The sequence below is a fragment of the Blautia sp. DFI.6.71 genome (genome assembly GCF_020593585.1).
GTDB lineage: Bacteria > Bacillota > Clostridia > Lachnospirales > Lachnospiraceae > Blautia_A > Blautia_A wexlerae.
The window spans coordinates 1-15,058 of sequence record NZ_JAJDMJ010000031.1 but is presented as its reverse complement, the minus strand read 5'-3'; the positions used below and the strand labels follow the sequence as shown (position 1 = coordinate 15,058).

Sequence of the window (15,058 nt, the reverse complement as noted above, 5' to 3'; positions counted from 1 at the left end):
AGAGGATAAAAATGGATCGTTGGATATTAAGTTACAAAAAACCGGCGGAAGCCTGGAATGAGGCTCTGCCGCTGGGAAACGGAACTCTTGGGGTGATGTCCTATGGCCGTCTGGAAAATGAAACGCTTGAATTGAATCTTGATACTTTATGGTCCGGTGACGGCAGTTCAAAGCTGAATAAAAACGGTCATGCTGACCTTGGGCATCTGCGAAAGCTGCTTGAGAACCAGAAGCATCAGGAGGCAGAAGATTATTGCAGGAAACATATCCTGGGTGACTGGACGGACAGTTACCTCCCGGCTGGCAGACTCAATATGAGTCTGCAGATGTCCGGACAGGCACCCGGCGGATATGTGCGTCAGCTCTCTTTAAACCATGCGGTGGAAACAGTGGCATCTGCAGGGTATAAAAGGGAGCTGTTTGTGAGCATGGCAGATCCTCTGCTGGCAGTCCATTTCCAGGCAGCCCCTGAACAGAAACTTCATCTTGGGATTTCACTGGAAAGTGAGATTAGATATGAGAAAATAAAAAACTGTGAAGATACCGTTTTACTTTCCGGACGGGCACCCTCTTATGTGGCACCGCCATACTATGACTGCCCGGAACCGGTTGTTTATGAGGACGGAAAAGGAATCCGGTTTACCCTGGCTGTAAAGGCAGTGGCACCAGGGGGAAGTATAAAATGCTGTGATGGTAAGCTCCTGATCGAAGGAGAACAGGACATATTTGTCTATTTTACAGGAAATACAGATTTTGGACGGAATGCAGATGCACCACAGCTGGAAAAAGAGTGTATGGAAGTATTGGAAGATCCGGATTATGAGCAGCTGAAGAAAAGGCATCTGGGAGAATACCATAAATATTTTAACCGTATGGAATTATCACTGAACGACACCAGGGAAAACCGTTTGGCAGAGATGATGTTCCATTATGCCAGATACCTGATGATCTGTTCCTCCAGGCCGGGAAGCCAGTGTGCAAACCTCCAGGGGATCTGGAACAACAGGATGCGTGCTCCCTGGAGCAGTAATTATACGGTTAATATCAACACGGAGATGAATTACTGGATGGCTGAGAGGTGCAACCTGGGTGAATGCCAGGAACCGCTCTTTGACCTGATCTGCCGGACAGCAGAGGATGGAAAGGAGACAGCCAGAGAGGTCTATGGACTTTCCGGATGGGTGAGCCACCACAACCTGGATATCTGGGGACATTCCGGACCTGTAGGATATTTCGGGCAGGATGAGGATCCCTGTTCTTATTCTATGTGGCCTATGAGTTCCGGATGGCTCTGCCGGCATCTCTGGGAACATTACTGCTATACAGAAGACCTGGATTTCCTGAAAGACAGGGCATATCCGGTGATCGAGGGAGCCGTAAAGTTCTACCTTGGGTTCCTGTTCCCGTATGGGGAATACTATGTTACCGGACCTTCCACTTCCCCGGAGAACCGTTTCTGTGGAGAAGATGGAAAATCCCACAGTGTAGGAATGGCATCCACCATGGATATCAGCATCCTGAAAGAACTGTTTGGATACTACCTGAAAATATGTAACATCCTGGGCATAGAGGGAGAGACTGTGGATGTAAAACGGGTACTTTCAAAACTGCCGCCATTTAAGACGGGAAGCTTTGGACAGATCCGGGAATGGTTTCTGGATTATCCGGAAACAGAGATCCATCACCGTCATGTATCCCATCTGTATGGCCTTTATCCAGGAAAACTGATCACAGAAAACACCCCGGAGCTTCTGGAAGCCTGCCGGGTGGCTCTGGAAAGGCGCGGGGACGAAGGGACCGGATGGTGCATGGCATGGAAGGCCTGCCTCTGGGCCAGACTCCGGGACGGGGAACATGCACTGGGGCTTTTGAAAAACCAGCTCCGTTATACCAGGGAGGAAAACATTTCCTGTGTGGGAGGCGGCATTTATCCCAACATGCTGTGTGCACACCCGCCATTCCAGATCGATGGGAATTTTGGCTTTGCAGCTGCAGTTGCAGAGATGCTTATCCAGAGCAGGAAAGGGCATATCCTGTTGCTTCCGGCACTTCCGGATGAATGGAAGGATGGAAAAGTCCGGGGAATGAAGGCACAGGGTGACATCACAGTTGATTTTGAATGGAGAGAGGGCAGGATACACAGGGTTCGTCTTTCTTCTCCCCATGAGCAGAAATTAACGCTGGAATGCAATGAAATTTCGAAAACAGTATTTTTAAAACCTGATGGGACAGAGGATATGATTTTTGACGGAAACTATTGATATTTCTTAGGGTATCGCATATAATATAGTTAAACCAAAAGGTTTCGTGTAGCGGCACGTAAAAGCTGTACTGTGCCTGGGCAGGGTAATGACCGGGACTATCTGATACTCGGAAGGGTATTACGCCCACACCAGGGAGATACGGTGAGTCCGCGCCGGGGACTTAATGATACCGGTGACATTTTAGGCGTTCGGAAGGATGTCGCGGCTGACAGCCAGCATAAAACCGCTTTTTAAGATTATGGGCACCGGATAACAAAAAAGTTGTCCGGTGCTGTTTTTATATTATAGTGATGATTGGGAAAAGATAGATGGGAAAACAACAGGATAGAGAGAAAATCGTACAGGAGATTAAAATAGCTGCTGATCTGTACAGGAAGCATCTGGTAGGTAAAAGGTTTCTATATGTATTTGAAGGCAGATATATTGAGGTGCTTTATAAAGCTGCCAATTTCAGGCATTTAACAGGTGTGGCTACGAACCTTTCCGCGAAAAAATTTTATAGTTACGCAGCAAAAAAGATGCTTCAGGCTTCGCAGATATTTTTTACACCGCAGCACCCTTTTTCATTGTGTAAGCGTAAGATTAAGCATATCGGACAGATTGCAATGCTGGCTGGCTCAGAAGGCTTTATGTTGGAAGAGATTGTTACAGATACGAGAACTTATAAGTTTGGCACAACAGATCTTAATTTTACTCTATGCTTAAATAAAGAGTATGATGATCAGGGACAGCAAAAAGGCGATTGCTTCGTAGTAGAATCACTGCGAGATGAAGATTGTTTTTCTAAAAGTAGAACAGCATATACAGTAACTCATATTTTCTCAGCACCGAATGATGCGAAAAAATATACAACTTTACTGTTTTTGGATGAAAATGCAACGATAGACAGTCTTCCGAATGAAATTAAAAACATGCTGGACCAAACTTTATTACATAAATAAAAATGGAGAGTCTTAGTGTGGCAATTTAATTAATCTATCCTGAGGGTATGGAAATTATTGACAGCCGTATCATGTAAAAACACATGGTACGGCTGTTTTAATTGTAGTATTTTGTAAAAAGAACCAACGGTTCACTTTATTCTGTTTCCGGTGCAGAATCGGTATTGGAGATTGATTTAATATACTGACTCGGTGTGATGCCCTCATGGGATTTAAATACACGGCTGAAATAGAAATAATCGGTAAATCCAACCAGTTCAGCAACATCTTTCACCCGGATTTCCGGATTGTTCTGCATGAGATTTTTTGCCATGTTCAGGCGAAGCTCTCCCACATATCTGCTGGGAGTGATATTGTATTCTGCTTTGAACAGGGTGGATATATATTTCTCGTTCAGATTGAAAAGATCCTGAAATATCTTATATGTAATCTGTGTGGTAAAGTTCTCATCTAGCCATTCTTTGACCTGCTTTGCCAGGGTCTGCTGATCCCGTCTGGCAAAATCATCCGCATACCCCAGATACTGGTTTACTTCGTCCAGGATTGTTTTTTCCAGGTCGGAGTATGTCTGGCAGGAGCCGATAATTTCATCAATATTGGATATAAGCTGTCCATGAGACTGAATGGGAAGCTGTTCCAGAGTACTGAAAAAATAGTGAAGATCTGTAACAAGCTGGAATTGTGTGACTTTGTTTTTATTCCAGAAACCTGTCATGGATCGGAGGCAGTCGGAGATCTTCTGTCTTTTGATGTATTCACCAAGGTTAGAACAGATCTGTCTGATCTCAGGGGAAGGTGCAATATTCGTATCGGTTTCAGATTTGATATGGAATATTCTGCTGCAACCGAACCGGATATGGAACAGGGCATAAAGGTATGCTTCCTGGCGGATAGAAAAAAGCTCTCGGCCATCTGTACAGGTATTGGAGATTACCAGATTTAATGTTTCTTCGCTGTTATCATGGAGTGAATAGATATTTTGGGCAATGTCATCCAGATCCATAGTGGAAGAACAAGGGGCGATTACAGCATAAATGCATTCGTTGTAATGTCTTCCTGCCAGCACAATAATTGAAACCTGGAACGTGTTCTCCAGCTTCTGAATCTGTTCACGGCTTGCTGGCTGCAGGGGACTGTGCAAAATGGTTTCTGTATATATATTGTTGCACAGTGATCCTGTAAACAGGATCATAAAAGTACAGTTACAGGCAAGTAATGGATTTTTATCGGAAGTTTCGCGATTGTTAAAAGATATTATCCTTTTCAGATAGTCTTCCTGAAGAATCCTGGTAGTTTTGCTGATCTGTTTCTGGCTGGAGTCTATGATTTTTCTGAGTGGTTCTATGGAAATTGGTTTCAAAAGATAATCCTTGACTCCAAGATTCATGGTAGTGCGTGCATATTCAAATTCCGCATAAACAGTTAATATTACAAACTGAGGAAAGAAATTCTTTTCATGGATCTGACGGATCATTTCTAATCCGTCCATGACTGGCATACGGATATCTGTAAAAACAAGGTCTGGTTGGTTCTTTAAAATGCTCATCATTCCCTCACTGCCATTCAGGCAGACATCCAGGATTATTATATCTTTGTAAGTAATCGTTAAAAGTTTTGCAATTCCTCTTGCGATAGCCGGTTCATCTTCTACTATTATGATCTTCATGTTAATTCCTCCGTGTTATTCTGTACTGCGGAAGATCCCAAAGGACCTCCGATTGTTATTGTTACCCAGTCATTATCATTTGTAACATTAAAATAAGCGTTTCCTTTATAAAAAATACTCAGACGCAAGACCGTATTTTCCAGACCATATCCCTGACGTTCGGGAAGAGTGGGGGAGACAGTGGTATCGGCTGCTGCTTTAAAATGTTGGATACGCTTTTGCAGGTTGTTGAATACTTCCATATCAAAAGAATTTCCATTGTCACTGATAGAAAGATACCAGTTTGCATCATCGCACCAGGAGTGTACCCTTATTTTCCATGGTGGTGAAATCTCACATCCGGCTTTGCGGAATCCATGCTGGAAGCAGTTCTCTATGACTGGCTGAACGATTAATTTTGGTACATGGAGTTTTTCAATAGAAGAATCCAGTTCCCATGTACATATAAAATCATTCTCATAGCGTATCTTCATGATGTATAGATAGCTTTTGGCGTTGGCAATTTCCTGTCCCAGTTCAACTGCCTGGCCCGTAAATGACAGAGAATAGCGCAGAAGGCTTGCCAGTTCGCTGCACATCTGAAAAACCGTAGTATCCCCGCTGTTGAGACCGGTCATTCCGATCACGGACAGGGTATTATAGAGAAAATGGGGATTCAACTGTGCTTCCATAGCCTCATAATGAGCCTGAAACTCCCTGCGACGAGATTCGTTCAGCAATACAGTCTTATTATAAATTTCAGCAAGATAACTCTGAATTGTCTGGGTCAGTAATACAATCTCGTTCGTAGAACTTGCTGAAGTCGGTTTCAGCTGAATGTTGGAATCGGGATCAATACTTTCTAACTGATGAACCAGCTCGTTCATTGGGCGGACTAACATACGTGTCAGTATAAACAGGAAAGAAGACATAACAATTCCCAATATGAAGAAAAGCAGGGCACTGGTTAAAATCAGGTTTTTCATACTGCTCATATAAGTAGCGGTACTGCTTGTGAGGATAAATGTCCAGCCGGTAAGTGGGGATACCGTATAACAGCTTAAACTCATATCTTCAAATGAAAAAACATGGCTGGAATTATCTTTAGTGCATTTTAAGTATGTCTGATAGAGACGGCTGGTATCTGTCTGCGGATCACTGTTATACACCAGTTTTTGGTCTTGGTCAAGGATTGCGATGGAATGGTCTTCTGGCTGATTAAACTCATTTTGTGTTGATGCTGTTCAGGTGGAGGACAATCTGCAGCTGCTTGGTCAGAATAATGTGCCGGAAGAATGGACTGATGCAGTTGGAACTGATGGAAATTTAGTAAATAATACGCTGTCTTATATTAAGTCCGGTAATGGCATTGATTCAGTGGACGAGATTGTAAAAACAGAAAGTGTGAAACAAAAGCTCGTCTATGCGACAGTTACTTATACCAATAAGTCAGATGAAGAAATTAACCATATGCTTTATATTGGTACATTGCTGTTGATGGACCATGAAGATGGATCATATCAAATTTACGATCCGACAGAACCGTCCGGAGATGATTACGATCGTGTTATATGGGATGGTGTTGCACGTACAGCTGAAATGACATACAACAGTATATCAGAGGATTATGGAAATGGAGGAAACTATATTTCTTCATTAAAACCTGGTGAGAGTATACAGGTGAATATGGCATGGATCGTAAATGAGAATGACTTGAATAATATGTATCTGAATCTTAACGGTGATGGAGCTGCATATGAGTTTTCAGATTCAATGTTAAAAACAGGATTGGTGGACATATATCAGTAATGAAAATCTTATTATAGAGAAGAGGCTGTCCGTAGTGGGCAGCATCTTTTAGATGCAGCGTTCGGGACGGATTGCTTAAAAACATCATTCCAGATGCTATACTCTACCATTAACCTGCCAAACATCAATCTGGGACAGTTGCAGATAATTCTTGCCGCAGCAGGCTTGCTCTCCGTATTAGCAACGGTTAGCTGTACGCTATTCCTGTCTGCGAAGTTTAAAGATACCTTGACGGTTTTGCTGATCTCTATTGTGGTTCTTTTCATGCCGCTTTTTGCTTATGTGGCGATGGGAGCAACATGGTTCTCCACCATACTTCCATCTGCCGGAATTGGTATGCAGAACAATTTCCTTTATCAGCTTGCAGATTTCAATTATCTGAATATCGGTGGAATGAGTTTCTGGACACCGCAGATTATTTTGCTTTCGGCAGGAATTGGATTATTTATGTTTACATTCTTGGCGATTCATTCCTATTACAGACATCAGGTAGCATAAAAGAAGTTCAAAATAGAATGAATTGGTTATCTGCCGCATGACGGCAAAAGAAAAACCAGACAATTTAGAACGGCGGCTTTGATTTTCAGAGCCAGCGTTTCTTTGTGGCAACACAAACCTATGATAAATTTTCCAGAAATATTGTAGCTAATAGCATTGTTTATGCGTTGAAAATATCTGAAAAATTGATGATAGTAGAAATATAATATTAAAATAAAAAATAATATAAAAAATTGTTTTACTATAGAGGGATATATAGTATAATACAACCATAAGGAGTGATAAAAAAATAACAAGTTGACCTAGCCAAACATAATAAGTTTTACTTTTGTGTTTGGCTTTTTTATTTGATGGCCAAAGTGGGAAGTGAGGTGTCTGCAATGGGATTCTGTGTTATCTTTGATTTGGGAATGGCAGTGATTATGTTTTTATTTGGAATCAGCTTTGTAAAATCAAATGGAAAGGCAGCTGCTTTTCTGTCTGGCTATAATATGAAATCTACGGAAGAACGAAAACAGTATGATGAAAAAGAAATGTGCAGAGTATATGGAAATCGGATGATGTGGATGGCACTGCCGTTTGTAGCCGGTGCAGCCATAGATTTATTATACAGTGGAATCGGGTGTTTTGCAGCATGGGTAATATGGACCGTTCAATTTGTTTTATTGATGAAAGAATGTATGAAACGAGAAAAAATAGAAAAGAACATTTAGACGAAAGACATATGCGAAAGGAGATATACAATCTATCCAGGAACAGGATAATACTCGGTAACAAGAGGAACTTTAACTACTTAAAGGAGATGACGTGAATATGAGATGTCCATATTGTGAAGGAAAAATGCGAAAGGGTCAGTTGCATGCGGTTGGTGCAGGGGCAGGACTGGAGTGGAAAGAAGGCTCTGAGAGTTTGCGGTTAAATACGGATCTAGAGTTGGCAGCAAGGATATCTGGAGACCGCATAGCTGCCTATAATTGTGATTTTTGCAGAAAGATTATTGTCTCTTATGAATATTGAGATTTTCAATTCTTTGAAAAATATGCTTTATGTAGAGATGGGAACCAATTGAATTCGAATACGATTAATTGCGAGGAATTAGGCGATGAAGATAAAACGTGGAGATATTTATCAGATAAAATTGTATCTGGAACCTGAAAAAATTTCTGATCATAATAGAAGAGACAATGGAACTTTGTCATTTACCGGGGTAGAACTAATAGATGCTATTGTGTCGGTTGGGATGCCAGATGTATATTTGACCGAGAAAAAGATAATAGACCGTAAAGAAGAAATATATTTCAAAATTAGATTATTTGAAACATTTGTTTCTTTATTGCCAAAGGGAGAACTTTCATTTGATTTAGCAAGAAAAGATTATTTGGATAGTACAGAAGTTGGTGCAATTAATTACTGGCTTGGGATGATACTTACTACAGTACTTGGAAAGAAAAAGTACTCTTATGAGTATATGGTTCACTTATCAATGGTATTAAAACTCAGTTCACAGCCGCCCATAGAAAAATATCAATTTCTTTCAGCTAATGGTAAAACTACATACAAATCACCGGACTTAATAGCAATGAACAATTTGGGCGGCTACTATGGTGTTTTTGAATCAAAAGGATGTAGTGAGTATAAAAAAGAAACGATGGAAAAAGGCTTTGTTCAAGCAAAGTCAATAGAGAAGATAAATACAGAATCTCCGAAAAACTCTTTAGTTGTAATGACCGTAACGGGAAAGGATAAAATAGAGATAATAGAAAAAGATCCAGAGGGCGAGGAAGGCCGGATAAAAGTTAATTTAAGTTTCCTACAAATGTGTCATTATTTGCCGATTGTTGAGTTGATCGTGGAATTAGGCCCAGAGGAACAGGAAGACTGGACATTTGGTTCTCTCGTATATGAGGAAGAAAAGTATTCTATTGGAATTCCTACGGTTTTGTATAAGGAACTTCTGCCAATAGCAGAAGATAAGGAAGAAAATTTACTGGACGAGTTTCTTGAAAAAATTTCTTCTAAGGAAACATATTTATTAGATATCGTTCCGGATGAGGCATGGCAGCATATTCTTCATGTAAAATAGAAATATGGAACCTTAAATTTTTATCAATAAATTAATGTAGATGTGGGAGGAAAGGGATATGAAAAAAGAATATAAGATACTTATTTGTATTCTGGCTTTGATATTCAGCATAGGTGCGACTTGCATAGGTTTTGGATTGATTGGGAGCTCTTCTATGAAATTTGGAATGAAATATGTGTGTGATTTCGTTTTTCTGATGCAAACAATAGCTACATGCTGGGTTGTTATAGAATTGCTCAAAAAGTAAGCTTATTAGAGGGCTTTGAGTAAGTACCAGTATCTGACATATGAGAGGAAGGCACTGTTATGGATGGTATAAGCAGCAGGAAATTAACATGGGGAATTTGCATCGCTGGCATTGCGATTGCAATAATAAGCTTCTTTTTCTTACCGGAGATTATTCCCGTTCACTTTGCTGGGAATGGAGTCGCAGATGACTTTGGTAATAAGATAGAAATTTTTTTAACCGAATCAAGTAAGTCCCCTGCTTCAATTGTGAAAAGCAATAAGCAGTGGGTGGGGACTTGCTTGTATCAGGAGGAGTGCAAACTCCTTCTGATAAACTGCGGAGCAGTTATTCGGTTATGAGCAAGTAGCGAAGCGGATTGCGAATATCCGTTTGATTGCCGATACTCCTTCTGGTTGTTACAATCTTGAGTGGTATAAAAAGTGTAAAGTATGTTCTGATGCATTCGAAGACCTGGCTAACGGATGGTCAATATAACCTGATGATTGATTGTGTTTTAGGAATTATTTTGATTGCAGAAATTTTTATGATTTATGTTTCGTTTATCTAAATGACTACTTGAGTATAGCGAAAACAAGGACTAAAAATGGAAAGCGCAAAATGTCGTAAAAAACAGTAGAACCTGTGTAAAAAGATGAAAGAGGAGCATTGTTACTGTAAATATCAGCCTTTGCGGTCAGAAGACTTGCTTATAAATAAAGAAGCAGATATATGGCAGTTTCTGGTTCATTGGGCAGGCTGTTTTATATCAAAGTGTGAAGAGGAGCTGGTTCATGATGAAAAAAGTAATGCCAATTATTTTATTTACGGTATCAGCAATATTGCTTTCCGCATGTGGCAGAAAAGAAGAACTGTACGAGATTCCTGACCTGTCACAGTACAAGACAGATTATATAGGAGATTCTTCGAATGTTATAAATATTGTAAGTGGGCAAGAGTATCCGGAAGGATATTCTTATGATAGCATACAGATACAGTCTGAAACGAAGCCTTATGGATTAACAGTATTTCTAAAAGTTGAGCCGTCTGCAGTTAAGATTGAAGATGAATTGCAAGTTAATGCGGATATGACATTTGATTTGATTGGTAATTTGGAAACACTTGATTATAAAATAGCGGATAGTAAGGAAATCATTGCATCGTATGAACGGTAGATCATTCGGTGATTAATAATTTGTCTGCTATTATATAATAATAAGAATAGAAAAGCGCATCATATATGTGGCGGGACAAGTTTGAAACAAAGAAGTAGAGGTTACCCGAGAAAATAGAGCATAACAAATAAACCATTCCGGGACGGGCGGCTTTGCCGCACAAAAATATTCATCAGCCTTATAAAGAATAATACCAGAGGGAAAATGTATTAGATAGCGAAAGGCAATGCATATGTTTCATGACGCATTGGTGTCTTTCGCAGAAAGACGGGGAATAAATATGAAAAAACTTAACTATACAGAAGATTTATTGAGAGTTATCTTCTTTTGGATAGGAATATTCTTTCTTGTTTCCGGTGTCTTAAGTTTTCTTGGGATATTAAAACCAGCAGTAAACTCAGGCATTCAGAATCCAGATATGTTGGGAACTGTGTTTTCTATAACGGGAGTGCTTTTGTGTATAATAAGTGCTGCTCTGGGAATTTATACTGCAAAGCTTGATAAATTACATTTACAATTAATCGAAAATGGTACAAAAGTGAAGGGCTTGGTAGAAAAAGTATATTTGCAAAAATACACAAGATATAGAAGACAGATTCCATACAGGATTTTATATAGTTTTACATATCATGATAAAGTGTATTATCATAAAAGCCGTTTGGTATGGGAAAAGCCGAATCTTAAGAAAGGCGACTTGATTACCGTATATGCAAATAATCTTGGTAAATCAACAGTTCATAATTGCAATGAAGCAGTCTGATATCTTGCCTCTATATTTCGGAAAAATACTGCACGATCTGTGGTTTACAGAAGAGCAGCTTCAAAGAATGCTGAGGATGAAAAATGCAAATCCATCAGATGTATGGAAATTCAGAGATTATTAATTAGATAAATTGAAAGCCGAAAGGAAAACGGTCTATCCGTTTTCAGCATTGGCAGATCCGTCTGCTAATAAGTGGTTTACAAATAAAAAAACGTGGTAAGAGTATTTTCATAATTCTGTTCAATTTTGTCTATGTTTTCGAGAATCCTGTTCATGTACAAATGCAACTAAATTAGAGTATAATAAGGGAAACCATTGAAACTGGGTTTCCGTATTGGACATTCCTGTGATGGCAGGAGTGTCCTTTACATATAGCGGTAAATTCTGAAGTAGTTGGCATAGAAGTTCATAAGGTAGTTGATGTATGCTTTAAATCTTTTCATTTCTTTTTTCTCCTTTCTTTATCTTACAAGCACATTATAATATCAGAAGACGTATATTACTTGCCAAATGGGAAGAAAAAGTAGACAAAACTTGCAGGAGATTAATTGGAATGTACTGGTAAGAGCATCACAGACATTTGCATGGATGCAGGATTTGAGGTCTAAAGGAGAAATAGGATGGCATTTATAATCTGTATAGCAGCACTCATAATCATGATGTTTGTATTTACCAAAATGTTGTTAAGTTTTGGCAATAACAGCAGTGCGGCAGTTGAATCTGTTGATGCGACTGTAGTTGAAAAGAAGCAAGGAATCTATACCCATATGCAGTCTGAAGCACATGTACCTTGGTTTCGCGTTGTATTTGAGATGACAGATGGAAGTTTGATGGAATTTCAAATGCAACAGGGAGATTTTCGTGAATTGGAAAAAGGCGATCAAGGTATGCTAACTTATCAGGGAAATCGGTATATATGTTACCAAAAATATAAATTTAAAAGTGAAGCACAGGAGGAAGAAAAATGTTAAGTGAAAGCATTGCAAAACTGGTACAGTATGGGATTACAACAGGTCTGATACCAGAATGTGAAAGAAATTACACAACAAATCTTCTGCTGGACGTTTTTCATGAGGATGACTATGAGAAACCGGACAACATTGAGGAACCTGTTAATCTTGAAGCAACATTGGGCGAATTGCTGGACGAAGCCGTAAAAAGAGGACTGATCGAAGACAGTATTGTATACCGGGATCTATTTGATACCAGATTAATGAACTGTCTGATGCCGCGTCCGGGCCAGGTGCAAAAAGAATTCTGGGATAAATATAAAGAAAGCCCAAAGGAAGCAACCGATTATTTTTATAAACTGAGTCAGGACAGCAATTATATCCGCAGATATCGCGTAGAGAAGGATCAAAAGTGGAAGGTAGACAGTCCATACGGTGAGATTGATATTACCATCAATTTGTCCAAACCGGAAAAAGATCCAAAAGCAATTGCCGCGGCAAGGAATGTAAAATCCGGAAGCTATCCGAAATGTCTTCTTTGCCCGGAAAATGAAGGATATGCGGGACGTGTTAATCATCCGGCAAGGCAGAATCACAGGATTATTCCGATCACAATCAATGATACTCCTTGGGGATTCCAGTATTCTCCGTATGTATATTACAATGAGCATTGTATTGTATTTAATTGCCAGCATACTCCAATGAAAATCGAGAGAAATGCATTCATTAAACTGTTTGATTTTGTAAAACTGTTTCCGCATTATTTCCTTGGATCTAATGCAGATCTGCCGATCGTAGGCGGCTCGATCTTAAGCCATGATCATTTCCAGGGTGGACATTATACATTTGCAATGGCAAAAGCACCAATTGAGCAGCACGTGGTACTTCCGGGATTTGAAGATGTAGAGGCTGGAATTGTAAAATGGCCGTTATCTGTACTTCGTATTCGTCATAAAGATTCTAACCGTTTGGTAGATCTGGCAACACATGTGCTGGAAGTATGGAGAGGTTATACTGACGAAGCAGCATTTATTTATGCTGAAACCAATGGAGAGCCTCATAATACAATTACACCAATTGCACGTAAAGTAGGTGATACCTACGAACTGGATCTGACATTAAGGAACAACATCACAACAGAAGAACATCCGCTGGGAGTGTACCATCCGCATGCAGAATATCATCATATTAAGAAAGAAAATATCGGTCTGATCGAAGTTATGGGACTTGCAGTTCTTCCGGCCAGATTAAAAGGTGAGATGGAACTTTTGGAAGAGTATATTCTCGAAGGCAAAGATATTTCTTCAAATGAACAGATTGAAAAACATGCAGAGTGGGTTAAGAAGTTCCTTCCGAAATATCCGGAAATCACAAAAGAAAACATCCATGGCATTCTTCAGAAAGAGATTGGAATCGTATTTACCCATGTTCTGGAAGATGCAGGAGTATACAAATGTACGACCGAGGGAAGAGAAGCATTCATGCGTTTTCTTGAAACATTATAATAATTGAAATAAAAGGATTCTTTGCAGGAAATGATTGCAGGAGTACAGATAAACCAGGAATCGGATGTTTAATTGCATGTGCGATATGGTTTATTATGTTTATTCTGTTGCTTATGGAGAGACATAAAAGAGAAAGATAATTTATAGAAAAATAGAATGTTTTCGGGGTGAAAATGCTGTTTATTTGTTTTAGACATACGATGTCCGGTTGAAAATTAGCGGATTCTCGTTTTATGTCGTGGTAATTTTGTCACATATTGGTAAGCTGTAAGTGGAAGAGAGGTAGAGACATGGACACAAAAAAGATTGGAGCTTTTTTAAAGCAATGTCGTAAAGAAAAGAATCTTACACAAGAGCAGCTTGCCGAGAAGTTTGAAGTATCTGCAAGAACAGTTTCCAGATAGGAAACAGGAATAAATATGCCAGATCTCAGTATACTTGTTCAACTTGCGGAGTATTACGATGTTGAGATAAGAGAGCTCCTGGACGGAGAAAGGAGCCAGACTATGAATAAAGAGATGAAAGAAACACTGGACAAAGTTGCGGTGTATGAAGAATGGGTGAAACAAAAAGCATTAAAGGCTGGAAATGTTGCATTTGCATCAATGTTTGTGATTAGTGTGTTAGCGATTATTATTCAAATGTTATTAACGGTGGATATTCGTTTGATTTTAGGAGAGACAGTAGCTGCTTTAGTAGGAGGAATCCTGTATGCCTCTATTATGGTGCACAATGGAATATGGGATAAATGTTTGCCAAAAAGTGCTGCTATATGGCAAAATTTTCTCACCAGTGTAATATGTGCAGGAATTTTTACAGTCATCTATGGTATATGTTTATTTAGAATGGGAGCTACAGAAACACAGGTAACACGATTAGCATTGGGATTTTTGACTGGTATTACTATTGTGTCATTTATTATTCTTAGGATCTTAGCATTTATTAATCGAAAACCGTGATGAGTTAGACGCGCAAATTTTTTACCCAAAGGAAAACGTATGTTTATTTTTAGCGCTATATGTGCTAAAATATAGCCATGGATAGTAGAAAAAACAACAGAATCTGAGAAAAGAGTTATCAGGGAGAAATAAAAATGCAGATAATATCCAGTTATGGTGTGGAATTACGAAAACAGAATATCCCGATCCGCCAGACACTGGAGATCTACCGTTCTGCTGTCAGCTATCTGATTGGGATTT

At 39.5% G+C, this 15,058-nt stretch carries 17 protein-coding genes; 15 read left to right on the top strand and 2 right to left on the bottom strand.

All coding sequences use genetic code 11. The annotated features are described in order from the left end of the window. Nucleotides 1–11: 11 nt before the first annotated feature. Both LJE12_RS12910 and LJE12_RS12905 read left to right on the top strand, forming a co-directional pair. Entirely contained in the window at nucleotides 12–2,261 is a 2,250-nt protein-coding gene (locus LJE12_RS12910) for a glycoside hydrolase family 95 protein (RefSeq protein WP_227226716.1), read from the top strand. A gap of 311 nt (nucleotides 2,262–2,572) precedes the next feature. Continuing rightward, nucleotides 2,573–3,205 (top strand): PBECR4 domain-containing protein, encoded by a 633-nt coding sequence (locus LJE12_RS12905; RefSeq protein ID WP_227226717.1) that lies wholly within the window; start codon nucleotides 2,573–2,575, stop codon nucleotides 3,203–3,205. A 136-nt stretch (nucleotides 3,206–3,341) separates the two neighbouring features. On the opposite strand, the gene LJE12_RS12900 is transcribed toward LJE12_RS12905, so the two are convergent. Then, on the bottom strand, nucleotides 3,342–4,871 hold the full coding sequence (locus tag LJE12_RS12900) for a response regulator transcription factor (RefSeq protein ID WP_227226718.1): 1,530 nt from the start codon (nucleotides 4,869–4,871) through the stop codon (nucleotides 3,342–3,344). Then, on the bottom strand, nucleotides 4,868–6,019 hold the full coding sequence (locus LJE12_RS20295) for a sensor histidine kinase (protein ID WP_227226719.1): 1,152 nt from the start codon (nucleotides 6,017–6,019) through the stop codon (nucleotides 4,868–4,870). Before LJE12_RS20295 ends, LJE12_RS12900 begins: the two co-directional genes overlap by 4 nt. Before the next feature lie 79 nt (nucleotides 6,020–6,098). Between LJE12_RS20295 and LJE12_RS12890 the strand changes: the two genes are divergently transcribed. The 13 genes from LJE12_RS12890 to LJE12_RS12830 all read left to right on the top strand — a co-directional run bounded on the left by LJE12_RS12890 (nucleotide 6,099) and on the right by LJE12_RS12830 (nucleotide 14,818). Beyond that, the gene (locus LJE12_RS12890; protein WP_227226720.1) at nucleotides 6,099–6,659 is read left to right on the top strand and encodes a hypothetical protein; all 561 of its coding nucleotides are present in this window, start codon (nucleotides 6,099–6,101) and stop codon (nucleotides 6,657–6,659) included. 93 nt (nucleotides 6,660–6,752) lie between these two features. Then, complete coding sequence (locus LJE12_RS12885; RefSeq protein WP_227226721.1) at nucleotides 6,753–7,157, top strand: hypothetical protein; 405 nt, start codon at nucleotides 6,753–6,755, stop codon at nucleotides 7,155–7,157. A 380-nt stretch (nucleotides 7,158–7,537) separates the two neighbouring features. Then, nucleotides 7,538–7,870 carry a DUF3784 domain-containing protein gene (locus LJE12_RS12880; protein ID WP_227226722.1) on the top strand — a complete coding sequence of 111 codons (333 nt, stop codon included), beginning with the start codon at nucleotides 7,538–7,540 and terminating at the stop codon, nucleotides 7,868–7,870. Between the two features lie 100 nt (nucleotides 7,871–7,970). Continuing rightward, nucleotides 7,971–8,174: a PF20097 family protein gene (locus LJE12_RS12875; protein ID WP_227226723.1), complete on the top strand. Its 204-nt coding sequence runs from the start codon at nucleotides 7,971–7,973 to the stop codon at nucleotides 8,172–8,174. Between the two features lie 85 nt (nucleotides 8,175–8,259). Further along, nucleotides 8,260–9,240 (top strand): hypothetical protein, encoded by a 981-nt coding sequence (locus LJE12_RS12870; RefSeq protein WP_227226724.1) that lies wholly within the window; start codon nucleotides 8,260–8,262, stop codon nucleotides 9,238–9,240. Nucleotides 9,241–9,298: 58 nt separating this feature from the next. After that, complete coding sequence (locus LJE12_RS12865) at nucleotides 9,299–9,487, top strand: hypothetical protein (RefSeq protein WP_227226725.1); 189 nt, start codon at nucleotides 9,299–9,301, stop codon at nucleotides 9,485–9,487. Between the two features lie 59 nt (nucleotides 9,488–9,546). Further along, nucleotides 9,547–9,828, top strand: a complete 282-nt coding sequence (locus LJE12_RS12860) for a DUF1648 domain-containing protein (RefSeq protein WP_227226726.1) — start codon at nucleotides 9,547–9,549, stop codon at nucleotides 9,826–9,828. 432 nt (nucleotides 9,829–10,260) lie between these two features. Then, nucleotides 10,261–10,641 carry a DUF4825 domain-containing protein gene (locus LJE12_RS12855; RefSeq protein ID WP_227226727.1) on the top strand — a complete coding sequence of 127 codons (381 nt, stop codon included), beginning with the start codon at nucleotides 10,261–10,263 and terminating at the stop codon, nucleotides 10,639–10,641. A 280-nt stretch (nucleotides 10,642–10,921) separates the two neighbouring features. Then, a complete protein-coding gene (locus LJE12_RS12850) occupies nucleotides 10,922–11,401 on the top strand; it encodes a hypothetical protein (protein WP_227226728.1) in 480 nt (159 codons plus the stop codon). 623 nt (nucleotides 11,402–12,024) lie between these two features. Then, entirely contained in the window at nucleotides 12,025–12,375 is a 351-nt protein-coding gene (locus tag LJE12_RS12845; RefSeq protein ID WP_227226729.1) for a DUF2500 domain-containing protein, read from the top strand. Continuing rightward, nucleotides 12,369–13,859, top strand: a complete 1,491-nt coding sequence (gene galT, locus LJE12_RS12840) for a UDP-glucose--hexose-1-phosphate uridylyltransferase (protein WP_227226730.1) — start codon at nucleotides 12,369–12,371, stop codon at nucleotides 13,857–13,859. The genes LJE12_RS12845 and galT overlap by 7 nt, the downstream gene beginning before the upstream one ends. Before the next feature lie 290 nt (nucleotides 13,860–14,149). Beyond that, on the top strand, nucleotides 14,150–14,263 hold the full coding sequence (locus LJE12_RS12835) for a helix-turn-helix domain-containing protein (RefSeq protein WP_227226731.1): 114 nt from the start codon (nucleotides 14,150–14,152) through the stop codon (nucleotides 14,261–14,263). A gap of 102 nt (nucleotides 14,264–14,365) precedes the next feature. Next, the gene (locus LJE12_RS12830; RefSeq protein ID WP_227226732.1) at nucleotides 14,366–14,818 is read left to right on the top strand and encodes a hypothetical protein; all 453 of its coding nucleotides are present in this window, start codon (nucleotides 14,366–14,368) and stop codon (nucleotides 14,816–14,818) included. The last annotated feature ends 240 nt before the right edge of the window (nucleotides 14,819–15,058 follow it).